General features: G+C 65.2%; 19 protein-coding genes. 18 read left to right on the top strand and 1 reads right to left on the bottom strand.

Features of this window, described 5'->3' with window-relative positions; genetic code table 11:
• Positions 1-271: 271 nt before the first annotated feature.
• The 11 genes from pilM (at position 272) to AC1DS3_RS16500 (ending at position 15,616) form a co-directional block, all read left to right on the top strand.
• Positions 272-1,342, top strand: coding sequence for a type IV pilus assembly protein PilM (gene pilM, locus AC1DS3_RS16550; RefSeq protein ID WP_477127544.1), 1,071 nt, complete (start codon positions 272-274; stop codon positions 1,340-1,342).
• Between the two features lie 18 nt (positions 1,343-1,360).
• Positions 1,361-2,005, top strand: a complete 645-nt coding sequence (locus AC1DS3_RS16545; protein ID WP_441637871.1) for a PilN domain-containing protein — start codon at positions 1,361-1,363, stop codon at positions 2,003-2,005.
• A 2-nt stretch (positions 2,006-2,007) separates the two neighbouring features.
• On the top strand, positions 2,008-2,688 hold the full coding sequence (locus AC1DS3_RS16540; RefSeq protein WP_441637869.1) for a type IV pilus inner membrane component PilO: 681 nt from the start codon (positions 2,008-2,010) through the stop codon (positions 2,686-2,688).
• Positions 2,685-3,218 (top strand): pilus assembly protein PilP, encoded by a 534-nt coding sequence (locus AC1DS3_RS16535; RefSeq protein ID WP_441637867.1) that lies wholly within the window; start codon positions 2,685-2,687, stop codon positions 3,216-3,218. Before AC1DS3_RS16540 ends, AC1DS3_RS16535 begins: the two co-directional genes overlap by 4 nt.
• Positions 3,215-5,383 (top strand): type IV pilus secretin PilQ, encoded by a 2,169-nt coding sequence (locus tag AC1DS3_RS16530; protein ID WP_477127543.1) that lies wholly within the window; start codon positions 3,215-3,217, stop codon positions 5,381-5,383. The genes AC1DS3_RS16535 and AC1DS3_RS16530 overlap by 4 nt, the downstream gene beginning before the upstream one ends.
• Before the next feature lie 235 nt (positions 5,384-5,618).
• Complete coding sequence (locus AC1DS3_RS16525) at positions 5,619-6,233, top strand: shikimate kinase (RefSeq protein WP_043350282.1); 615 nt, start codon at positions 5,619-5,621, stop codon at positions 6,231-6,233.
• On the top strand, positions 6,220-7,068 hold the full coding sequence (locus AC1DS3_RS16520) for a 3-dehydroquinate synthase family protein (protein WP_477127542.1): 849 nt from the start codon (positions 6,220-6,222) through the stop codon (positions 7,066-7,068). Before AC1DS3_RS16525 ends, AC1DS3_RS16520 begins: the two co-directional genes overlap by 14 nt.
• A 75-nt stretch (positions 7,069-7,143) precedes the next feature.
• The gene (locus tag AC1DS3_RS16515; RefSeq protein WP_441637861.1) at positions 7,144-8,280 is read left to right on the top strand and encodes a deoxyguanosinetriphosphate triphosphohydrolase; all 1,137 of its coding nucleotides are present in this window, start codon (positions 7,144-7,146) and stop codon (positions 8,278-8,280) included.
• 131 nt (positions 8,281-8,411) lie between these two features.
• A complete protein-coding gene (locus AC1DS3_RS16510; RefSeq protein WP_441637859.1) occupies positions 8,412-9,134 on the top strand; it encodes a transposase in 723 nt (240 codons plus the stop codon).
• A 379-nt stretch (positions 9,135-9,513) separates the two neighbouring features.
• Complete coding sequence (locus AC1DS3_RS16505; protein WP_477127541.1) at positions 9,514-14,019, top strand: glutamate synthase-related protein; 4,506 nt, start codon at positions 9,514-9,516, stop codon at positions 14,017-14,019.
• Between the two features lie 133 nt (positions 14,020-14,152).
• The gene (locus AC1DS3_RS16500; RefSeq protein ID WP_441637855.1) at positions 14,153-15,616 is read left to right on the top strand and encodes a glutamate synthase subunit beta; all 1,464 of its coding nucleotides are present in this window, start codon (positions 14,153-14,155) and stop codon (positions 15,614-15,616) included.
• Positions 15,617-15,709: 93 nt separating this feature from the next.
• Here the strand turns inward: AC1DS3_RS16500 and AC1DS3_RS16495 are convergent, their stop codons facing one another.
• Positions 15,710-16,246: a GNAT family N-acetyltransferase gene (locus tag AC1DS3_RS16495; RefSeq protein ID WP_441637853.1), complete on the bottom strand. Its 537-nt coding sequence runs from the start codon at positions 16,244-16,246 to the stop codon at positions 15,710-15,712.
• A 229-nt stretch (positions 16,247-16,475) separates the two neighbouring features.
• On the opposite strand from AC1DS3_RS16495, the gene AC1DS3_RS16490 reads away from it, so the two are divergent.
• The 7 genes from AC1DS3_RS16490 (at position 16,476) to AC1DS3_RS16460 (ending at position 22,000) form a co-directional block, all read left to right on the top strand.
• Positions 16,476-17,582 carry a Bug family tripartite tricarboxylate transporter substrate binding protein gene (locus tag AC1DS3_RS16490; protein ID WP_441637851.1) on the top strand — a complete coding sequence of 369 codons (1,107 nt, stop codon included), beginning with the start codon at positions 16,476-16,478 and terminating at the stop codon, positions 17,580-17,582.
• 152 nt (positions 17,583-17,734) lie between these two features.
• The gene (locus AC1DS3_RS16485) at positions 17,735-18,556 is read left to right on the top strand and encodes an ABC transporter ATP-binding protein (protein ID WP_441637849.1); all 822 of its coding nucleotides are present in this window, start codon (positions 17,735-17,737) and stop codon (positions 18,554-18,556) included.
• Positions 18,553-19,329 carry a lipid asymmetry maintenance ABC transporter permease subunit MlaE gene (gene mlaE, locus AC1DS3_RS16480; protein WP_043350253.1) on the top strand — a complete coding sequence of 259 codons (777 nt, stop codon included), beginning with the start codon at positions 18,553-18,555 and terminating at the stop codon, positions 19,327-19,329. Before AC1DS3_RS16485 ends, mlaE begins: the two co-directional genes overlap by 4 nt.
• A 49-nt stretch (positions 19,330-19,378) precedes the next feature.
• On the top strand, positions 19,379-19,906 hold the full coding sequence (gene mlaD / locus AC1DS3_RS16475) for an outer membrane lipid asymmetry maintenance protein MlaD (RefSeq protein ID WP_043352390.1): 528 nt from the start codon (positions 19,379-19,381) through the stop codon (positions 19,904-19,906).
• Positions 19,903-20,733: an MlaA family lipoprotein gene (locus AC1DS3_RS16470; protein WP_477127540.1), complete on the top strand. Its 831-nt coding sequence runs from the start codon at positions 19,903-19,905 to the stop codon at positions 20,731-20,733. Before mlaD ends, AC1DS3_RS16470 begins: the two co-directional genes overlap by 4 nt.
• A gap of 201 nt (positions 20,734-20,934) precedes the next feature.
• Positions 20,935-21,558 carry an MlaC/ttg2D family ABC transporter substrate-binding protein gene (locus AC1DS3_RS16465; RefSeq protein WP_441637844.1) on the top strand — a complete coding sequence of 208 codons (624 nt, stop codon included), beginning with the start codon at positions 20,935-20,937 and terminating at the stop codon, positions 21,556-21,558.
• A 124-nt stretch (positions 21,559-21,682) separates the two neighbouring features.
• Positions 21,683-22,000 (top strand): STAS domain-containing protein, encoded by a 318-nt coding sequence (locus AC1DS3_RS16460; RefSeq protein WP_441637841.1) that lies wholly within the window; start codon positions 21,683-21,685, stop codon positions 21,998-22,000.
• Positions 22,001-22,238 lie beyond the last annotated feature (238 nt).

Raw genomic sequence — 22,238 nt, 5'->3', positions numbered from 1 at the left:
GTAATGGGATTGAGATCTGCATGAAACGAAAAGATGGGCGAGGCGGGTAGGGCGAGGGGCACCGTGGGATTTTGGCAACGCTTTGCGAGGGGTGTTGATGAAAAGCAATCGTGGTCAAACCGGCACATTGCCAGCGCCCCGTTTTTTGGTGAGAATCCACCAACTAAAAGAGCAAAACGTTTCATCCAAGAAACAATACAGACTCGCCAAATTAGAGCAACCAAGCCAAGGCGAGTTCAACGGTCAGGGGGTCACCTTGCGGCGAGGCATCTTGTCGGGGTTGTTGCGCCGTACGACGGTCGGCGTTGACATCGGGTCGTCCAGCGTTAAGGTAGTCGAGCTGTCCGTGGGCAGTGGCAACAACGACTATCGGCTGGAAAAATGTGCCAGCGAACTGCTGGACCGTAATGCCGTTGCCGATGGCAACGTGGTCAATATCGAAGCCGTTGGCATCGCTCTGAAGCGCGCCCTCGGCAAAGCCGGCATCCGCACCAAGGAGGTGGTGCTCGGCGTGCCTTCGATGCTGACCGAATCGCAGACCGTCAGCCTGCCGGACAACCTGTCCGAGGACGAGCTTTACGTCCAGGTGGAATCCGAGGCGCATCGCCTCTATCCGCCGTCGCAGGCCGTCAATTTCGACTTTGCCGTGATCGGCCCCAGCGAAACCGAGGGCGGCATCGGCGTGCGCGTTACCGCGGCTAACAGCGACCGTGTGCAGGAGCGCGTGACCGCCGCCGAAATGGCCGGACTCAAGCCGCACGTAATGGACGTCGAGGAATACGCGGTGCAGCGCTCCGTGGTGCAGATGCTGGGCGTGTCCGCCGACATCAGCGCCACCGACGCCAAGGAACTGCCCGTGGTGGCCGTGATCCACCTTGGCGGCAGCCGCTCCAAGGCGATCTTCTACCAAGGCTGGAAAGAGCTCTACGAGCAGCCGCTCAACAGCTACGGCGACCAGCTCACCCAGAGCGCGGCGCGCATGTTTACGCTGGACGCGCTCAAGGCCGAGATCAAGAAGCGCAAGAATACGCTGCCTGAAGCCTGGCGCACCCAGTYGCTCAAGCCCTCCCTGGAGGCGCTGGCGGTGGAGGTGCAAGGCGCCGTGCGCAACTTCCTGTCAGCTTCGAGCATCGGCAGGGTCGACGAGATCCTGCTCTCCGGCGGCCATGCGTCGCTGATCGGCGTGCAAGGCGCGATCGAGCAGCAAACCGAGATCACCACCACGCTGGCCAACCCCTTTGCCAACATGATGACAGCCGTCAAGGTCAACGAGCGCTATCTGCAGCGCGACCTGCCGGCCTACATCGTGAGCGCCGGGCTTGCGCTGCGCGGCCTGCAGTAAGCCAGCGAGGGAAGCCGCATGACTACCAATTCGATCCCGACAGTCAATCTGCTGCCTTACCACGAAGCCCGCAGGGCCTCGCGGCGCAAGAAGGTCTATGCCCTGCTGGGCGGCGCGGCCGGCGCCGGCGCGCTGGTGGTGCTGCTGGGCGGCATGTATATCGATCACCGCGTCGATGCCGTGTCCCGCCTGAACCAGGTGCTCCTGGCGGAGAACAACCGCATGGACGGGCAGATCCGCGAGGTCAATACGCTGCGCAAGGATATCGAAGGGCTGCTGCAGCGGCAGAAGGCCATCGAGGGCCTGCAGAACGAGCGCAACCGTCCCGTGCAACTGCTGGAGGAGCTRGTGCGCCAAGTGCCCGAAGGCGTGTACCTGACCACCCTCAAGCAGACCGGAGACGCCTTTACCGTGACCGGCATCGCGCAGTCGAACGAGCGCGTATCGGAGTTGCTGCGCAACCTTAGCCAGGTGCAGTGGCTGGACAAGGCCGAGCTGGGCGAATCCAAGGCCGTGATGATGACCAACAACCTGCGCGAGCAGCGGCGCCTGTTCGATTTCTCCATGCGCTTCGCCTACCGTGCGCCGGAAGCGCCGGGGGATGGCAAGAAGGGCAAGGCCGGCCCCGCCGGCGCGAGTGCGCCAGCAGGCGGAAAGGGCTGACCATGGCACTCAATAGCGAAATCTCGCTCGCCACGCTGAACGATCTCACCGCGCAGTTCCGTGGCCTGAACTTCAATGAGCCGGAAACCTGGCCGGCCGCCCCGCGCGTGCTGTTCGCGGTGCTGGCTGCGGTGCTGGTGCTGCTGCTGGGCTGGCAGTTCTACTGGAGCGGCAAGCTCGAGGATCTCGATCGCCGGCATGCCGAGCAGGACACGCTGAAGCAGTCCTACATGAGCAAGGTGGCGCAAGTGGCCAACCTGGATGCGCTGCGCAAGCAAAAGGCGGAAGTGGAGCAGCGCGTGGCGCTGGTCGAGCGCCAGTTGCCCAACAAGACCGAGATGGACGCGCTGCTGGCAGACGTCAATCACGCCGGCGTGGCGCGCGGCCTGCAGTTCGAGTTGTTCAAGCCGCAACCCGCCGTGATCAAGTCCTACTTTGCAGAGATCCCGGTCAACCTGAAGGTCACCGGCCGTTACCACGACGTGGCCCAGTTCAACGCCGATGTTGCTGCGCTCTCGCGCATTGTCTCGATGCAGGGGCTGCAGTTCACCACAGGCAAGGATGGCGGGCTGACGATGGAAGCCACGGCCATGGCCTACCGCGCGCTGGACCCTGACGAACAGGCGGCGCAGCGCAAGGCGGAAGCCGCGGCGGCCAATACGGCTGCGGGAGCAAAGAAATGATGCCAGCGATCCACGCTTCGCGCCTGTGTGCCTGCGCTTGCGCGCTGATCGGCGCCGCGCTGTTGGCGGCCTGCGGGGGCAGCGAGGAAGACGGCCTGCGCCTGTGGATGGCGCAAGCCCAGGCTGCCAAGGCGCCGCCGCCGGCGCCGCTGCCCGAGCCCAAGCCTTACGTGCCGCGCGACTACGAGGGCCGCAGCGCGCCCGAGCCCTTTGCCCAGAACAAGATCGGCGACCTGAACCGGGTCCTGTCCGAGTCGCCGGAATCCGGTCGCCGGCGCGAGCCGCTGGAGGATTTCCCGCTGGAGAACTTCAAGATGCTGGGCGCCATGAAGAAGAGTGGCGAGACCTACGGCGTCGTGCAGGTAGATAACAAGATCCACCACGTCAAGGTGGGGCAGTATCTCGGCCAGAACTACGGCCGGGTGGTCCGCATCAACGATCAGGAGATCGTGTTGCGCGAATTGGTCCGGGAAGGGGTAGCCGAGTGGAAAGAGAAAATGACCAGCCTGAAGCTGGAGGGGTCGGCATGATCATGGGTCGCTGGTACCGGGCGCTTGCGGGCGCCGCAATGATGACACTGGTATTGGCCACGCCGGTTGCGTTGGCGCAACCAACGCCGGGCAACGCCATCAAGCGTGTCGACGCCTCCACGGTGGGCGAGCAGACCGTATTCACGGTCGAGATGCAGGGGCCGCCGGCGCAAAAGCCGGCCGACTTCACCACGCAGAATCCGCCCAAGCTCGCCATCGATTTTCTCGATACCGGCTTCGCGGCCGGGCGGGCGCAATATGACTTCGGCGGCAAGCTGCTCAAGAGCGCCAATGTGGTCCAGATCGGCGATCGCACCCGTGTGATCCTCGACCTGACCCGCGTCGCCAGCTACCGCACCGAGGTGCGCGGCAACCTGTTCGTGGTGCTGCTCGACAATGTCGCCCCGACCGCCCGTGCGGCAGTGCCGACGTTCGCGCCCAGCTCGGCGCAGGCGCCGGCAATGCCGGCGACGCGGCCGACCGTGCGCAATATCGATTTCCGCCGCGGCCAGGATGGCGCAGGCCGCATCGTGGTGGATCTTTCCTCGCGCGATTCCGGCATCAATATCGCGCAGCAGGGCCAGAACGTGGTGGTCGATTTCCTCAATACGTCGCTGCCCGATGGCATGCGCAGGCGCTTTGACGTGACGGATTTCGGCACGCCGGTGCAGGGCATGCGCGCGAGCGACAACAACGGCAGCACCCGCCTCACCATCGAGCCGCGCGGCAACTGGGAGTACAGCTCCTACCAGACCGATACGCAGTTCGTGGTGGAGGTGCGCCCGGTCAAGGAAGATCCGGCCAAGCTGATCAGCGGAGCAGGCTTCCGCGGCGAGCGGCTCTCGCTGAACTTCCAGAACATCGACATCCGCTCGCTGCTGCAGGTGTTTGCTGATTTCACCAACCTCAACATCATCACCAGCGAAAGCGTGCAGGGCAATCTGACGCTGCGCCTGAAGGATGTGCCKTGGGACCAGGCGCTGCAGATYGTGCTCGAYGCCAAGGGMYTGGCCTCGCGCCGCAAYGGCAAYGTGCTGYKGGTKGCGCCCAAGGCSGAGCTGGCCACCAAGGAAAAGCTCGAGCTCGAATCGCAGCAGCAGATCAATGACCTCGAGCCGATCCGCAGCCAGGTGTTCCAGCTCAACTACCAGCGTGCCGAAGACGTGCGGCGCATGCTGCTCGGGCTGGCCGCGACGGGCGTCGGCGGCGCGGGCGCGCTGGGCAGCGTGGGCGCGGTCCCGGCGGTGGGCGGCATAGGCGGCGCGGCGGCCAGCAATACCCGCATGCTGTCCAAGCGCGGCTCGCTGACGGCGGATCCCCGTACCAACCAGCTGTTCGTGTCCGATATCGCGACCAAGCTCGAAGAGGTGCAGAGCTTCCTCGGCAAGATCGACATCCCGGTGCGCCAGGTCATCATCGAGGCGCGCATCGTCGAGGCCAACGATACCTTCAGCCGCAACCTGGGCGTCAAGCTGGGCTTTGCCTCCAAGACGGCGGGCGCCGGCTACGGCAACACCTACACCAATGTGGTCAGCCCGGTGACGCAGAACGCAACCTGGGACAACGGCCCGGCGCTGAGCCTGCCGGCTGCGGCGATCAACGGTGTCAACCCGGGCTCGGTCGCGGTCAGCCTGTTCAGCAACACGGCCGGCCGTTTCCTGGCGCTCGAGCTGTCCGCGCTGGAAGCGGACGGGCGGGGCAAGATCATCTCCAGCCCGCGCGTGGTGACCGCCAACAATATCAAGGCGCTGATCGAGCAAGGCACGGAGTTGCCCTACCAGGCAGCCACCTCCAGTGGCGCCACCTCGGTGCAGTTCCGCAAGGCCAACCTGAAGCTGGAAGTCACGCCGCAGATCACGCCGGAAGGCAATGTGCTGCTGGATGTCGACGTCAACAAGGACAGCGTGGGCATTCAGACCACCTCGGGCTTCGCCATCGACACCAAGCACGTGCAGACGCAGGTGCTGGTGGAGAACGGTGGCACCGTGGTGATTGGCGGCATCTATAGCCAGACCGAGTCCACCAATGTGAACAAGGTGCCATTTCTGGGGGATATCCCGATCCTCGGCAACCTGTTCAAGGACAACGCCAAGGTCAACAACCGGACCGAGCTGCTGGTGTTCCTGACGCCGCGCGTGCTCAACGACAGCGTGTCGCTGAAATAGCGCCCGCTCGCGCCGGATGCAGTAGACTGACAGGCCGCATCGTTCCGATGCGGCTTTTTTTATTGTCCAGGCGGGCTAGAGAGATTGGGCGGGGGTGCATGTGGCAGGCGCGCAAGGCGGATTTCCTTGTGCCGATTGCGCCTCGCCACTTGCCCGGATCGTCCCAACATAAGAAGATGATGCAGTTTTCCACCGCGAGGGCCGGCCAGAGACCCGGCTCCCGCCCGACACGCCAGTGACAGTCACCCGCCCGAACCTTTTCTTTGTCGGCCTGATGGGGGCCGGCAAGACCACCGTCGGCCGCACCGTGGCCCGGCGCCTGAATTACCCGTTCTTCGATTCGGATCACGAACTCGAGGCGCGTTGCGGCGTGCGTATCCCGATCATCTTCGAGCACGAGGGCGAAGCGGGCTTTCGCGACCGCGAGGCGCAGGCGATCGACGAGCTCACCCAGCGCCGCGGCATCGTGCTGGCCACCGGCGGCGGCGCCGTGCTGCGCCCGGAGAATCGCGCTCACCTGAAGGCGCGCGGCACCGTGGTCTACCTGCGCGCCAGCCCGCACGACCTGTGGCTGCGCACCCGCCACGACCGCAATCGCCCGCTGCTGCAGACCGAAGACCCCAAGGGACGCCTGGAAACGCTCTATGGCGAGCGCGACCCGCTTTACCGCGAGGTGGCGGATTTCATCATCGAAACCGGCAAGCCTTCGGTAGCGCAGCTTGCTAATATGGTGTTGATGCAACTTGAAATGGCCGGTTTCACCGTTGCCGCCGAAGAACCCGAAGGGGCCGACGGCGAGTGCGCGGACAACCTCCCGGCGCAGGACCAGAATCACAATGATCACCCTTGAAGTCAGCCTCGGGGAGCGCAGCTACCCCATCCATATCGGCACCGGCCTGCTCGACCAGACCGACTTGTTCCGCCCCCATGTGCGTGGCCAGCACGCCGTCATCGTCACCAATGAGACCGTAGGGCCGTTGTACGCCGCCCGCGTCCAGGCTAGCCTGGCGGCGCTCGGCAAGACGGTGCGCACCGTGACCTTGCCCGACGGCGAGGCCTTCAAGCAGTGGGAAACGCTCAACCTGATCTTCGACGCGCTGCTCAGTGCGGGCGCCGACCGCAAGACCACGCTGATCGCCCTGGGCGGCGGCGTGGTGGGCGACATGACCGGGTTTGCCGCTGCCTGCTACATGCGCGGCGTGCCGTTCGTGCAGGTGCCCACAACCCTGCTCTCGCAGGTGGATTCGTCGGTGGGCGGCAAGACTGGCATCAATCACCCGCTCGGCAAGAACATGATCGGCGCCTTCCACCAGCCTAATGCGGTGATTGCCGACATCGACACCCTGCGCACGCTGCCGGAGCGCGAGCTCGCGGCGGGCCTGGCCGAGGTGATCAAGCATGGCGCCATGGCCGATGCCGAGTATTGCTTCATCGACACCGAAACGCGCGCGCGCGTGGTGCACCTTATCCGCGCCGCCATGCTGCCGGTGGTCGCGCCGGAACTGGGCACCGACCGCTACATCGAACTGATGAAAGTGGACAAGAAGGCAGAAGCCGGCAGCATCAAGTTCATCCTGCTCAGGAAACTGGGCGAAGCCTTCATCACCACCGTGCCAGACCCTGACCTGCGCGCTACCTTGCAGCACGCGGTGCTCAGGCCGCCTACCGAGGCGCCGGTCGCCTGAGGCGATCGGTTGTGCCTTGCAACGCCGGCCGGGCGGCGCACCGCCACCCGGCCGGACGCCTGACCGGATTGCCGCATGACCGACCTCGAAAGCCATCTTGCTCCCTATGCCGCCCGCTCCGCGCAGACCCTTGGGCGGGTGCATGCCGAACCGGCCTCGTCCTCGCGCACGGAATTCCAGCGCGACCGCGACCGCGTCATCCACAGCACAGCCTTCCGGCGGCTCGAGTACAAGACCCAGGTCTTCGTCAATCATGAAGGTGACCTGTTCCGCACCCGACTCACCCATAGCCTGGAAGTGGCGCAGATCGCCCGCTCCATCGCCCGCAACCTGCGCTTGAACGAGGACCTGGTCGAAGCCATCTCGCTGGCGCACGACCTCGGCCACACGCCCTTTGGCCATGCCGGCCAGGATGCGCTGAACAACTGCATGAAGAACCACGGGGGCTTCGAGCACAACCTGCAGAGCCTGCTGGTGGTGGATGAGCTGGAGGAGCGCTATGGCGGCTTCAACGGGCTCAACCTGACGTTCGAGACGCGTGAGGGCGTGCTCAAGCATTGCTCGCGCGTCAATGCCTCTGCGCTTGGCGAGCTGGGCCGGCGCTTTCTGGAGGGGACGCAGCCCTCGCTGGAGGCCCAGCTGGCCAACCTGGCCGACGAAATCGCCTACAACAACCACGATATCGACGACGGCCTGCGCTCCGGGCTGCTCACGCTTGAGCAGATGGACGAAGTGCCGATGTGGGGCCGCCACCGCGCCGAGGCGATGGCAGCGTTTCCCGGTATCAACGGGCGGCGTGTGATCAACGAGACCGTGCGCCGCATGATCAACACGCTGATCGTCGATCTGATCGAAACCACCAGCCAGAACATCGCCGCAGCCAACCCGCGCAATATCGAGGCCGTGCGGGCTGCAGGCCCGCTGGTGGCCTTCAGCGCGCCGGTGCGAGAGGAGGCGGCGGCGCTCAAGCGTTTCCTGTTCCGCCATCTCTATCGCCATTACCTGGTGATGCGCATGTCCGCCAAGGCCCAGCGCATCATCACCGACCTGTTCGATGTGTTCATGGCGGATCCGCGCCTGTTGCCGCCGCAGTACCAGGCGGGGCAAGGCCGCGACCCGTCCCGGCTGATCTCGCACTACATCGCCGGCATGACCGACCGCTATGCGATCCGGGAGCACCGCCGCATCTTTGCGGTCGACGAGGGCAGTTAGGGCAGCTAGGCCAACACGGCCAGCGGGAAAATTGGGGACGGATCAGGCTGCGGCTAGGCTATCATCGGACATCGCATTCGTTTGATGCCATCCGACCGGCAAGCACGTATCGCCGAACCTCCTCGCCCATCATGGCCCGACTTCCTCGTTTCTCCCCGGCTTCGCTGCCGGCACTGGTGTTGCAACGCGGCAACAATCGTCAGCCCGTCTTCCATGGCGCMGATGACTATCTCCACTACCTGGACTGCCTGCGCATGGCCGCGCGGGAGCACGACCTGGCTATCCACGCCTACGCCCTGCGGCCGAATCATGTCCATCTCGTGGCGACCCCCCGGCATGCCGATTCGCTCAGTCTCACCATGCAAGCGGTGGGGCGCCGCTACGCGCGCTATTTCAACCGGGTCGCGGGCCGTACCGGCACGCTGTGGGATGGCCGCTTTCGCTCGGCGGTGTTCGATCCTGCCGCCTGGATGCTGCCGGCCATGCAGTACGTGGAGGGCAACGCCGTGCGTGCCGGCGAGGTGATCTCGGCCGAAGGGGATCGATGGAGCAGCTATCGCCACCATGCCGGCATCGAGGCCAGCCCCTTTGTGAGCGATCACTCTGCGTACTGGGCGCTAGGCAATACGCCGTTCGAGCGGCAATCCAACTACCGCGCGGTCACTGCGGAGGGGCTGTCGTCGATGACCCTGGCCACGCTTCGCAGCCATGCGCATAGCGGCTGGCCTCTGGGTGACGCGGCCTTCCTTGCCCAACTGGAGCGACAGGGTGGGCGGCGCGTGCAGCCGTTGCCCAAGGGCCGCCCGGCGGGCCGGTCCGCAATGGACAGGGAGTCCGAGCCGGACACGATCTAGCCTCGGGCCGTGCGTGTGAAGCGTTGCGCGCTTGACTGCGGCGAGATCAATAATGCACGCCCCGCGATGCACCATTTTTTATCTGTCCCCAAATAAAGACCATCCCTGTTGTGGTGCGAGACTAAATATGATCTGACCCCATTTAAAAATTTTGCGGGACGCGTACGATTCTTTTATAGTTCCTCCACCCACATTCATTGTGCGGCGCGTCACGCCTGTGTACGCCGCTGCGGCCCCGCTGTCTCTCTGGTTCCCCGTCCCCGGTTTTCAACCGGCCCCGGTGGAAGAGTGCGGTCCCCGTTCCGGTCTGCCTTGCTGGCTCGCAGCCCTCACCGGAATCAAGCCCGTGGACCAATCGCAATCCCAATCAAAGCAAACGATGGCCCAAGCGCAGGCCGCAGAGTCTGCCGCCGCCACGCACGCGCCTGCCTCGCGTCCGCAAGCCCAGGGCATGTACGACCCCGCCAATGAAAAAGACGCCTGCGGCGTTGGCATGGTTGCCCATATCAAGGGCAAGAAGAGCCATGAGATCGTCCAGCAAGGGCTGAAGATCCTGGAAAACCTGGATCACCGCGGCGCGGTCGGCGCCGATGCGCTGATGGGCGACGGTGCCGGTATCCTGATCCAGATCCCGGACCAGTTCTACCGCGAAGACATGGCCAAGCAGGGCGTGACCCTGCCGCCGTCCGGCGAGTACGGCGTGGGCATGATCTTCCTGCCGAAGGAGCACGCCTCCCGCCTGGCCTGCGAGCAAGAACTCGAGCGCACCGTGCGCCTGGAAGGCCAGGTCGTGCTGGGCTGGCGCGACGTGCCGGTGGACGCCGCCATGCCGATGTCGCCGACGGTGCGCACCACCGAGCCGGTAATCCGCCAGATCTTCATTGGTCGTGGCCGCGACATCATGACCACGGACGCGCTGGAACGTAAGCTCTACGTGATCCGCAAGACCGCCAGCCACGCCATCCAGGCGCTCAAGCTCAAGCACGGCAAGGAATATTTCGTGCCGTCGATGTCGGCGCGCACGGTCGTGTACAAGGGCCTGCTGCTGGCAACGCAAGTCGGCGAGTACTACCTGGACCTGCAGGACCCGCGCGCCGTCTCGGCCCTGGCCCTGGTGCACCAGCGCTTCTCCACCAACACCATGATGGACGACAACCGCCGTGCCTTCTACGAATACCACGCTGCCATGATGGAGCCGTGGGACGGCCCTGCCGCGATCTGCTTCACCGATGGCCGCCAGATCGGCGCCACGCTGGACCGTAACGGCCTGCGCCCGGCACGTTTCTACGTGACCGAGGACGACATCGTGGTGCTGGCTTCGGAAGCCGGCGTGCTGCCGTTCCCCGAGTCGCGCATCGTGCAGAAATGGCGCCTCCAGCCGGGCAAGATGTTCCTGATCGACATGGAGCAAGGCCGCATCATCGACGACAAGGAACTCAAGGACAACCTGGCCAACGCCAAGCCCTACAAGAGCTGGATCGACGCCGTGCGCATCAAGCTCGACGAGCTGGATGCCAAGCCCGAGGACGTGGCTGCCGAGAAGAAGCCGGACGCCCGCCTGCTGGATCGCCAGCAAGCCTTCGGCTATACGCAGGAAGACGTCAAGTTCCTGATGGCGCCGATGGCGCTGGCCGGCGAGGAAGCCACCGGCTCGATGGGCAATGACAGCCCGCTGGCCGTGCTGTCGTCCAAGAACAAGACGCTGTACCACTACTTCAAGCAGCTCTTCGCCCAGGTCACCAACCCGCCGATCGACCCGATCCGCGAGAACATGGTGATGTCGCTGGTGTCCTTCATCGGACCCAAGCCCAACCTGCTCGAGCTGAACAACATCAACCCGCCGATGCGCCTCGAAGTGTCCCAGCCCGTGCTGGACTTCAAGGACATCGCCAAGATCCGCAATATCGAGCACTACACCGGCGGCAAGTTCCGTTCGTATGAACTGAACATCTGCTACCCGCAGGCTTGGGGCAAGGAAGGCATCGAAGCCCGCCTGGCCTCGCTGTGCGCGGAAGCCGTGGATGCCGTGCGCTCGGGCTACAACATCCTGATCGTGTCGGACCGCCGCGTCGATGCGGAGCACGTGGCCATCCCCGCGCTGCTGGCAACGTCCGCCATCCACCACCACCTGGTGGACAAGGGCCTGCGTACCTCGGCCGGCCTGGTGGTGGAAACCGGCACGGCGCGCGAGGTGCATCACTTTGCGCTGCTGGCCGGCTATGGCGCCGAAGCCGTGCACCCGTACCTGGCGATGGAAACGCTGGGCGACATGGCACAAGGCCTGTCCGGCGACCTGTCGCCCGAGAAGGCGGTCAAGAACTTCGTCAAGGCGATCGGCAAGGGCCTGCAGAAGGTGATGTCCAAGATGGGCATCTCCACCTACATGTCGTACACCGGTGCGCAGATCTTCGAAGCCATCGGCCTGTCGCGCGAGCTGGTGCAGAAGTACTTCCACGGCACCGCAACGAACGTCGAAGGCATCGGCATCTTCGAGGTGGCCGAGGAAGCGCTGCGCCTGCACCAGGACGCCTTCGGMGACAACCCGGTGCTGGACACCATGCTGGAGACCGGCGGCGAGTACGCCTACCGCGTTCGCGGCGAAGCGCATATGTGGACCCCGGATTCGGTGGCCAAGCTGCAGCACGCCGTGCGCGCCGACGACGGCAAGGGCGCATACCAGACGTACAAGGAATACGCCAATATCATCAACGACCAGAGCCGCCGTCACATGACGCTGCGCGGCCTGTTCGAGTTCAAGGTCGATCCGGCCCGCGCCATTGCGCTGGAAGAAGTGGAACCGGCCAAGGAGATCGTCAAGCGCTTTGCCACCGGCGCCATGTCGCTGGGCTCGATCTCCACCGAAGCCCACGCCACGCTGGCGGTCGCGATGAACCGCATCGGCGGCAAGTCCAACACTGGTGAAGGTGGCGAGGACGCGAACCGCTACCGCAACGAGCTGCGCGGCATCCCCATCAAGCAAGGCGACACGCTGCAGGGCCTGCTGGGCACCGAAGCCGTGGTGCGCGACCAGGAACTGCAGGCTGGCGACTCGCTGCGCTCGAAGATCAAGCAGGTGGCCTCGGGCCGTTTCGGCGTGACCGCCGAATACCTGGCGTCCGCCGACCAGATCCAGATCAAGATGGCACAGGGCGCCAAGCCCGGCGAAGGCGGCCAGCTGCCCGGCCACAAGGTCTCCGACTACATCGGCAAGCTGCGTTACTCGGTGCCGGGCGTGGGCTTGATCTCGCCGCCTCCGCACCATGACATCTACTCGATCGAGGATCTGGCGCAGCTGATCCACGACCTGAAGAACGTCAACCCGGCCTCCGATATCTCGGTCAAGCTCGTGTCCGAAGTGGGCGTGGGCACCGTGGCCGCGGGTGTGGCCAAGGCCAAGGCCGATCACGTGGTGATCGCCGGCCATGACGGCGGCACCGGCGCTTCGCCGCTGTCGTCGATCAAGCACGCCGGCACGCCGTGGGAGCTGGGCCTGGCCGAGACGCAGCAGACGCTGATGCTCAACGGCTTGCGCAACCGTATCCGCGTGCAGGCYGACGGCCAGATGAAGACCGGCCGCGACGTTGTCATCGGYGCGCTGCTGGGCGCYGACGAGTTCGGCTTCGCYACCGCACCGCTGGTGGCCGAAGGCTGCATCATGATGCGCAAGTGCCACCTGAACACCTGCCCGGTGGGCGTGGCCACGCAGGATCCGGCGCTGCGCGCGAAATTCCAGGGCAAGCCTGAGCACGTGGTGAACTTCTTCTTCTTCATCGCCGAAGAAGCCCGCGAGATCATGGCGCAACTGGGCATCCGCACGTTCGACGAGCTGATCGGCCGCGCCGACCTGCTCGACACCAAGCCCGGCATCGAGCACTKGAAGGCGCGCGGCCTCGATTTCACCCGCGTGTTCTACCAGGCTCCGTTCCCCGCCGAGCTGCCGCGCTTCCACACCGACGTGCAGGACCATGGCCTGTCGCTGGAAGCCGGCAAGGCGCTGGACCAYGTGCTGATCGCCAAGGCKCGYCWGGCCATCGACAAGGGTGAGCGCGTGTCGTTCATCCAGCCGGTGAAGAACGTSAACCGYACSGTSGGCGCGATGCTSTCSGGCGTGRTSGCCAAGCAGTAYGGCCAYGARGGCCTGCCTGACGACACCATCCACATCCAGTTGCAAGGCACCGCCGGCCAGTCCTTCGGCGCGTTCCTGGCGCACGGCATCACGCTGGACCTGGTGGGCGACGGCAACGACTACGTGGGCAAGGGCCTGTCCGGCGGCCGCGTGATCGTGCGCGCTCCGCATGAGTTCCGCGGCGACCCGACACGCAACATCATCGTGGGCAACACCGTGCTGTACGGCGCGATTGCCGGCGAAGCCTTCTTCAACGGCGTGGCAGGCGAGCGCTTCGCGGTGCGCAACTCCGGCGCGGCCGCGGTGGTGGAAGGCACGGGCGACCATGGCTGCGAGTACATGACCGGCGGCACCGTGGTGGTGCTGGGCGGCACCGGGCGCAACTTCGCGGCCGGCATGTCGGGCGGCATGGCCTATGTCTACGACGAGGACGGCCTGTTCGACAAGCGCTGCAACACTTCGATGGTGGCACTGGAAACGGTGCTGGCCGCGGCCGACCAGGAGAAGGGCCAGTCGCCCGCTTCCTGGCACAAGATGGACGGRCAGCGCCAGCTTGACGAAATCATCCTCAAGGGCTTGATCGAGCAGCATTTCCGCTTCACGGGCTCAGAGCGCGCCAAGGCATTGCTGGCCGATTGGACCACGGCACGCCGCAAGTTCGTCAAGGTCTTCCCGACCGAGTACAAGCGCGCACTGGGCGAGATGTACGCCAAGGAGCAGGAAGCGAAAGACAGCGACCGGGAAGCCATCGCCGCCTGAGCCCCAAGGGCAGGGCAGCGAGCCCGACCAAGCATGAGCGCTGTCGCGGATTCGCGCCGGCCTCACAAGATACTGACCTCACAGCGGGGCCGGCGCATGCGCCGGTGCCGCTCAGCATGACCAAGGACGCAACATGGGTAAGGCGACTGGCTTTCTCGAATTTCCGCGCCAGAACGAAGGTTACGAGCCCGTAACCAAGCGCGTGAAGCACTACAAGGAATTCGTATTCGCGCTGTCCGACAGCGAAGCGAAGATCCAGGGCGCGCGCTGCATGGACTGCGGTATCCCGTTCTGCAATAACGGTTGCCCGGTCAACAACATCATCCCTGACTTCAACGACCTGGTGTATCGCCAGGACTGGAAGTCGGCGATCGAGGTGCTGCACCAGACCAACAACTTCCCCGAATTTACCGGCCGCATCTGCCCGGCACCGTGCGAAGCTGCCTGTACGCTGGGCATCAATGAAGCACCGGTCGGCATCAAGTCGATCGAGCACGCCATCATCGACAAGGCCTGGGAAGAAGGCTGGGTTGCCCCGCAGCCGCCCAAGCACAAGACCGGTAAGACCGTTGCCGTGGTCGGCTCCGGCCCCGCCGGCATGGCCGTCGCCCAGCAGCTGGCGCGCGCCGGGCACGACGTGACCGTGTTCGAGAAGAACGACCGCATCGGTGGCCTGCTGCGCTATGGCATCCCCGACTTCAAGCTTGAGAAGTGGCTGATCGACCGCCGCATGGAACAGATGCAGGCCGAGGGCGTGACCTTCCGTGCCGGCGTGATGGTGACCGACGGCGAACTGCCGGCGGGCATCAAGAACTATGCGCGTGAAACCATCTCGGCGCAGGCTCTGCAAGACCAGTTCGACGCCGTGGTGCTGGCGGGTGGCTCCGAAGTGCCGCGCGACCTGCCGGTCCCGGGGCGCGACCTCGACGGCATCCATTACGCGCTGGAATTCCTGATCCCGCAGAACAAGGAAGTGGCCGGCGACGAGCCCAACGCGCTGCGCGCCGATGGCAAGCACGTGATCGTGATCGGTGGCGGCGATACCGGCTCCGACTGCGTGGGTACGTCGAACCGCCACGGCGCGGAATCGATCATCCAGTTCGAGCTGCTGCCGCAGCCGCCGGAAGAAGAGAACAAGGCGCTGGTGTGGCCGTACTGGCCGATCAAGCTGCGCACCTCGTCCTCGCACGACGAAGGCTGCAACCGCGACTGGTCGGTTGCCACCAAGGAGTTCATTGGTGAGAACGGCAAGATCACCGCGCTCAAGGCCTGCCGCGTCGAATGGAAGGACGGCAAGATGCAGGAAGTGCCGGACAGCGAGTTCATCCTTAAGGCGGACCTCGTGCTGCTGGCCATGGGCTTCACCAACCCGGTGGGCTCGCTGCTCTCCGCTTTCGGCGTGGATACCGATGCGCGCAAGAACGCCCGTGCCAGCACCGAAGGCGATCGCGCTTATCACACCAACGTGCCCAAGGTGTTCGCCGCTGGCGACGTACGCCGCGGCCAGTCGCTGGTGGTGTGGGCGATCCGCGAAGGCCGCCAGGCCGCGCGTTCGGTCGATGCCTTCCTGATGGGGCATTCCGAGCTGCCGCGCTGATCTGTGCCATGGCTTTGCTGATGCCGTGACGCGTTGCTCGCGCCACAAGACCCGCCCCGCGCAAGCCGGGCGGTTTTTTTTATAGCGGCGCGCTCAGCCTGGCTGCAGCGTACGGCCCATCAGCACGGCGTCGTCGCCGTAAGCCGACAGTTTGGCGGACAGGGCAGCGCTGGCAGGCGTCAGATTCGCGTACCCGAGTCTGCGCCACCATGCCGCAGCCGATTGCACGGCGACCAGCCGCGATGAGCGCAATCCGGCATCGAGCGCGGCCGCATGGGCCGCGGCGTAGAGCATTGGCGCCAGGCCGCGGCCCTGACCGGCGGGCGCCACCGCCATATCGTGCACGAACCAGGTCAGCATGCTGGCCGGCTCACCATCGCGGACCCAATGCCGCTCCAGCACGCCGTCGAGTGCCGGCAGGCTGTCCTGGGGCCACATGTGGGTAAACAGATAGGCTGCCAGCTCGCCATCCGGGCCGGCGGCCACCCAGCAAGTGGCGGGCGACAGCGCCAGGCGGCTGCCGAGGGCCGCAGCGGACTCGAGCAGCATGCCGCGATAGCACTGGGCCTGGATTTCCAGCACGGCGGGCAGGTCGGTGGCCAGCATGGGCCTAGGAGTGTATTCACGCATGACGGGCGATTATAGGCGGCGTCGGGCCAGGGGCGCCCTGGATGTCCGGAGACCCGCGCCCAGCCGTGCTTACAGGGTTGTCCCGGCTATGGTTAACGTGGTCTGTGCGGTGCTGGGCATTCTTCGTAGAATGACCTGACAATTAAAACAAAGTACACAAAGACTGCCTCGCTAATCCCTTTTCAGCCGATCAAGACGCCACGGCGATGCCAGTGGCCCGGAGGAATTGATGTCCGAAGTGCGCATTGTTTCGCGGCTTTGGCGAGGTAAGGCGAAGTTGCTTCACCCCGCTGCCATGCCGGCTTGTCTGCAGTTGTTTCTGCACGTCTGGCAGCCGCTGTGCCTCGCTGCCCTGCTGCTTGCCGCGAGCGGGCCCGGCCTGGCCCGGCCGGCCTCCATGCCGGCTACCCCGGCGTCGGCAGCGTTTGCGCGCCCGATATCGTTTCCCGTCCGCCCCATTCGCCTGATCGTGCCTTTTCCGGCCGGCGGCGTGCCGGATGCCGTGGCGCGCCTGCTGGCCGAGCGCCTGGCGGTACGTCTGGGCGTGCCGGTCGACGTCGACAACCGGCCCGGTGCGGGCGGCACCACGGCGGGAGACGTGGTGGCCAAGGCCAGTTCCGACGGGCATACCTTGCTGTTCCACCAGGCCACCATGCTGATCCAGCCGGGCCTGGAGCCGGTGCCTTATGACGTAGTGCGCGACTTCACGCCGGTGGCGCGGGTCGCGACCATGCCGCTGTTCCTGGTGATCGATGCGCGCCTGCCGATGCGCACGCCGCAGCAATGGCTCGCTGCGGTCAATGCCAGTCCGGGATCCTACAGCTACGGCTCCGGCCAGGCCGGCAGCCCCTCGCATCTTTATGCCCAATACGCTGTGCATGGTGTGCCGAACGGGGTGCCGCTGGTTACGGCCAAGGGCGAGGCGGCGGTGGTGCAGGAGATGCTGGCCGGGCGCGTCAGCGCTTGCTTCTGCGCGTTTGCTTCCGTGCAGGCCCAGGTCAAGAGCGGCAATTTGCGCCTGCTCGGCGTGACTGGTGTGGCGCGTTCGCAACTGGCGCCCACGGTGCCCACGCTGCAGGAGTCGGGGGTGGATGGCTATGGCGCGGGAGCCTGGTACGGCGTCATTGCCCCGGCCAAGACCCCGCATGTCATCGTGGCGCGGATCGCCAGCGAGCTGGACGGCGTCATGGGTGAGCGCGAGGTGCGGGATCGCCTGCTGGCGGCGGGCCTGACGCCGTTGCGCGATTCGCCGGAAGCCTTTGCGACGGCGATCCGGTCGGAGTCGATCCAGTGGCAGGTCATCTTGCGGCAAACTGGTGGGCCAACTGAGCCTTAAGTCTCTCTTTTTTGGCAGAGATGTCCGAAGTCCGCAACTCAAATGTGACGAAACAATTATTTGCGTTGAGTGGATGTGGATTGCGCCACACTGCCTCGGGCAGCGCTAGGTAGTAGCCCTTATAATGGCGGACTGCCTAACACGGTGCCAACGTGACCGATTCCGCCTCAAACCTCGTCGAGCTCCAATCTGTCGATTTCGCCTATGCGGCGGGCGGCAAGCCAATCCTGTCGGGCCTTAGCATGCGCTTCCCGCGTGGCAAGGTGGTGGCCGTCATGGGCGGCTCCGGCTGCGGCAAGACCACCGTGATGCGCCTGATCGGCGGCCAGGTCAGGCCGCAGAGCGGCCAGGTGCTCTTCAACGGCGCCAATATCCCGGCCCTCGACCGCAATGACCTGTACGCCGTGCGGCGGCAGATGGGCATGCTGTTCCAGTTTGGCGCGTTGTTTACCGATCTCTCCGTGTTCGATAACGTTGCCTTCCCGTTGCGTGAACATACCGACTTGCCCGAGTCGATGATCCGCGACCTGGTGCTGATGAAGCTCAATGCCGTCGGCCTGCGCGGCGCGCGCGAGCTGATGCCGGCGGAGATCTCCGGCGGCATGGCGCGCCGGGTGGCGCTGGCCCGCGCGATCGCGCTCGATCCAGCCCTGCTGATGTACGACGAGCCTTTTGCCGGCCTCGACCCGATCTCGCTGGGCCTGACCGCGCGCCTGATCCGCAGCCTGAACGACGCGCTGGGGGCCACTACCATCATCGTGTCGCACGACGTCAACGAGACCTTTCTCATCGCCGACTACGTCTATTTCATTGCCAATGGCCGCATTGCCGCCGAAGGCGAGCCCGAGGCCCTGCGTGCCTCGACGGATCCCTTCGTGCACCAGTTCGTCCATGCCGAGCCTGACGGCCCGGTCCCGTTCCACTATCCGGGGCCGTCGCTGGCCGAGGACTTCGTGAGCGGGGCCGGACGATGATGGGATTTTTCACGAGCATCGGCTCCGCGGTGCGGCAGTCGGTCAGCGGCCTGGGTCATGCCACGCGCATGTTTTTCACGGTACTGGCGATGTCTCCGGCGCTGCTGCGCCGCTTCCGGCTGGTGAGCGACCAGATTTTCTTTGTCGGCAACCTGTCGCTGGTGATCATTGCGGTTTCAGGCCTGTTTGTCGGCTTCGTGCTGGGTTTGCAGGGCTATTACACGCTAAATCGCTACGGCTCCGAGCAGGCGCTGGGGCTGCTGGTGGCGCTGTCGCTGGTGCGCGAACTGGGCCCGGTGGTGACGGCGCTGCTGTTCGCCGGCCGCGCCGGCACGTCACTGACCGCCGAGATCGGCCTGATGAAGGCGGGTGAGCAACTCACCGCCATGGAAATGATGGCGGTCAATCCGCTGCAGCGCGTGATCGCGCCGCGCTTCTGGGCTGGCGTGGTCGCCATGCCGGTGCTGGCGGCGATTTTCAGCGCCGTTGGCATCCTGGGCGGCTATGTGGTCGGGGTGCAGATGATCGGCGTGGACGCGGGCGCGTTCTGGTCGCAGATGCAAAACGGGGTGGATGTTCGCAATGACGTGCTCAACGGCGTCATAAAGAGCTTCATTTTTGGCGTCGCGGTGACGTTTATAGCGCTGTACCAGGGCTATCAGGCCAAGCCGACGCCGGAAGGCGTGTCGCGTGCCACCACGCGCACCGTGGTGATTGCCTCGCTGGCGGTGCTGGCGCTGGATTTCCTGCTGACTGCGCTGATGTTCAGCTGACTTGGCCGGTGCGGTCGCCGGAGCCGGAGTACTTGAAGAAGAGACGCAGATGAAAAGAAATACACTCGATTTCTGGGTTGGGCTGTTTGTGGTGGCGGGTTTCGTGGCGCTGCTGTTCCTGGCGCTCAAGGCCGGCAACATGAGCGCCCTGTCGTTCCAGGACACCTACTCGGTGCAGGCGCGCTTCGATAACATCGGCGGCCTGAAGCCGCGCGCCCCGGTGAAGAGCGCCGGCGTGGTGGTGGGCCGCGTGGCGGATATCCGCTTCGACGACAAGACCTACCAGGCGACCGTGACGCTCAACCTGGAAAAGCGCTACCAGTTTCCCAAGGACACCTCGGCCAAGATCCTGACCTCGGGCTTGCTCGGGGAGCAGTACCTGGGCCTTGAGGCGGGTGGCGACACCGCCATGCTGGCGGAGGGCTCGCGCATCACCATGACGCAGTCGGCCGTGGTGCTGGAAAACCTGATCGGGCAGTTCCTGTATAACAAGGCCGCCGATGCGGGGGCGGGTGGCAACAATGCCGGCGGCGCTGCCGCTGGAGCCGCCAGCGGCGCAGCGGGGGTGGTGAAATGACCGGCAGGCGTGCTGCCKCGCGCTGGCGCGTGGGACGAAACTGCTTGCTGGCAGCATCGGTTGCATGGCTGGCGGCAGGTTGCGCCACTGGCCCGACCGCCAACCCGAAGGATCCTATCGAGCCCTTCAACCGGGAAGTCTTCAAGGTCAACGACGCCGTCGACAGGACCGTGCTGCGCCCGGTAGCCCAGGTGTACGCAGATTACGTTCCGTCGCCGATCCGCACCGCGATCGACAACGCTTTCTCCAACGTCAGCGATGTCTACTCGGCCGTCAACAACCTGCTTCAGGGCAAGCCCACCCGCGCCGCGGAAGACACCATGCGCGTGGCCATCAACAGCGTGCTGGGCATCGGCGGGCTGATCGACATCGCCACGCCGGCGGGCTTGCCGAAGTACAAGGAAGACTTCGGCCAGACCTTGGGCGTATGGGGTGTGCCGGCCGGTCCGTACCTGGTGCTGCCGCTGTTCGGGCCTAGCACGGTGCGCGATACCACTGGCATGCTGGTCGACCGCCAGATCGATCCATCGGCGTATATCGAGCCCGTGTGGCTGCGCAACTCGCTGTTCGGGGTGCGTGTCGTCAACACCCGGGCTTCGCTGCTCGGCGCCACGAGCCTGATCGAGATGGCAGCGCTCGACAAGTACGCCTTCATGCGCGACGCGTACCTGCAGCGCCGCGAGTACCAGATCTATGACGGCAACCCGCCGGAGAGCGACGATACCGTGCCGACCAGCCCGCCGCCGGACGCCACACAGGAAAACCAGGCGCTGCCCACGCCACCCGTGCAGATGCCCGGCAATATCGGCAATTTCCGCTTGCGCTGAGTGGGATCTGCCGCAGCTCGTGTCTCCGCTGTGAGTGGTRCAACAAAGTATGAARATGTGGTGCCGGAAGCTCCGGCACCGCGAACTCCCAGGCCTTGCCCGAACTCCAACTCGGCGCATGACTATTGCCGGCCTTGGTGCCGGGACGCTAGGATGCCGTACCTCGGTGTCCCTGCGTTATCGAATTGATAAGGACGAAATATGCTGAAGCGACTGTTGCTACCTTTTCTTACCGTGGTTGCCTTTTCCGGCGCCGCCCACGCCCAATCGCAGGATGCCAGCACGCCCGACGGGCTGGTCAAGGCGGTGGTCGGCGACGTGATGACTTCGGTCAAGGCGGACAAGGACATGCAGGCCGGGAACATTGGCAAGATCTCGGCGCTGGTGGAGCAGAAGATCCTGCCCAACGCGAATTTCCAGAAGACCACGCAGATTGCCATGGGCCGCAACTGGTCCAAGGCCACGCCCGAGCAGCAAAAGCAGATCACCGACGAGTTCAAGACCCTGCTGATCCGCACCTATTCGGGCGCCATCGCGCAGATTCGCGACCAGAGCGTGCAGTTCCGCCCGTACCGCGGCAGCCCGGACGATACCGATGCCACCATTCGCACCCAGGTCATCAACAAGGGCGAGCCGATCCAGCTCGATTACCGCCTCGAGAAGACCCCGCAAGGCTGGAAGGTCTATGACATCAACGTGCTGGGCGCCTGGCTGACCGAGGCCTACAAGGGCAGTTTCAACACCATCGTGGGCCAGCAGGGCGTGGATGGCGTGATCAAGACGCTGCAGGACCGCAACCGCCAGCTCGCCAACGCCAAGAACTGAGCCTGCGAGCCTGCCTGAGCGGCAGGCTGCGGCCCAGCATGGCTGACCGAAGTGTTCTACAATGAGCGCTCCCGCACCCGCGGGAGTGCTTTTTTCCAGACCCGCATCCCCGGACCGCTGCCAGATGCTTTCGCTCGACACCTCGCTGACCAACCGCAACGCCGCCACCGTGCTGCGTGACGGCCTGGCACGCCTGGCCCAGGGCGAAGCCCAGGTGGACTGCGGCAAGCTGACCCAGGTCGACTCCGCCGCCGTCGCGGTGCTGCTGGCCTGGCAGCGCGATGCCGCCAGCCGCGGCCAGTCGCTCGTGTTCGTCGGCGTACCGGCCCAGCTGGCTGAGCTGGCCGCGCTGTACGGCGTCGATTCCCTGCTGCAACTCGGCGCCCAGGCAGGCGCCACGGGCGCGCGGGGCGCGCAAGACACCGTTTCCCACCGACATTGAACCGGCATCCGTGGCAAGCTGCTGATCTGCGCTTGCTACCGCGATGCCCGGGCGATGGCTCACGCCACGCCTCGCGCTCAAAGCGGGACAGCTCCCGCATCCCCTATAATTCCGGGTTGTTCGACCGTTCCGGCATATAAGGCACGGACAAGACACGGTCGAAGCACCCAGGCGGTCCCCGCCATTTCAAGGAGGCCGGCGTGCGAGCCCACCAGAGCCCTACGCGCCTGCCAAACAG

This window comes from Cupriavidus sp. 01L46 (assembly GCF_056399905.1).
The sequence above is the reverse complement of the archived record's forward strand: the minus strand, read 5'-3'. Positions and strand labels throughout refer to the sequence as shown.

What these genes read in the sequence shown, in the direction of transcription:
- AC1DS3_RS16540 (WP_441637869.1), top strand. Translation starts at nt 2,008, where the DNA reads ATGGCACTCAATAGCGAAATCTCGCTCGCCACGCTGAACGATCTCACC.
- AC1DS3_RS16535 (WP_441637867.1), top strand. Translation starts at nt 2,685, where the DNA reads ATGATGCCAGCGATCCACGCTTCGCGCCTGTGTGCCTGCGCTTGCGCG.
- AC1DS3_RS16520 (WP_477127542.1), top strand. Translation starts at nt 6,220, where the DNA reads ATGATCACCCTTGAAGTCAGCCTCGGGGAGCGCAGCTACCCCATCCAT.
- AC1DS3_RS16515 (WP_441637861.1), top strand. Translation starts at nt 7,144, where the DNA reads ATGACCGACCTCGAAAGCCATCTTGCTCCCTATGCCGCCCGCTCCGCG.
- AC1DS3_RS16500 (WP_441637855.1), top strand. Translation starts at nt 14,153, where the DNA reads ATGGGTAAGGCGACTGGCTTTCTCGAATTTCCGCGCCAGAACGAAGGT.
- AC1DS3_RS16495 (WP_441637853.1), bottom strand. Translation starts at nt 16,246, where the DNA reads ATGCGTGAATACACTCCTAGGCCCATGCTGGCCACCGACCTGCCCGCC.
- AC1DS3_RS16490 (WP_441637851.1), top strand. Translation starts at nt 16,476, where the DNA reads ATGTCCGAAGTGCGCATTGTTTCGCGGCTTTGGCGAGGTAAGGCGAAG.
- mlaE (WP_043350253.1), top strand. Translation starts at nt 18,553, where the DNA reads ATGATGGGATTTTTCACGAGCATCGGCTCCGCGGTGCGGCAGTCGGTC.
- mlaD (WP_043352390.1), top strand. Translation starts at nt 19,379, where the DNA reads ATGAAAAGAAATACACTCGATTTCTGGGTTGGGCTGTTTGTGGTGGCG.
- AC1DS3_RS16465 (WP_441637844.1), top strand. Translation starts at nt 20,935, where the DNA reads ATGCTGAAGCGACTGTTGCTACCTTTTCTTACCGTGGTTGCCTTTTCC.
- AC1DS3_RS16460 (WP_441637841.1), top strand. Translation starts at nt 21,683, where the DNA reads ATGCTTTCGCTCGACACCTCGCTGACCAACCGCAACGCCGCCACCGTG.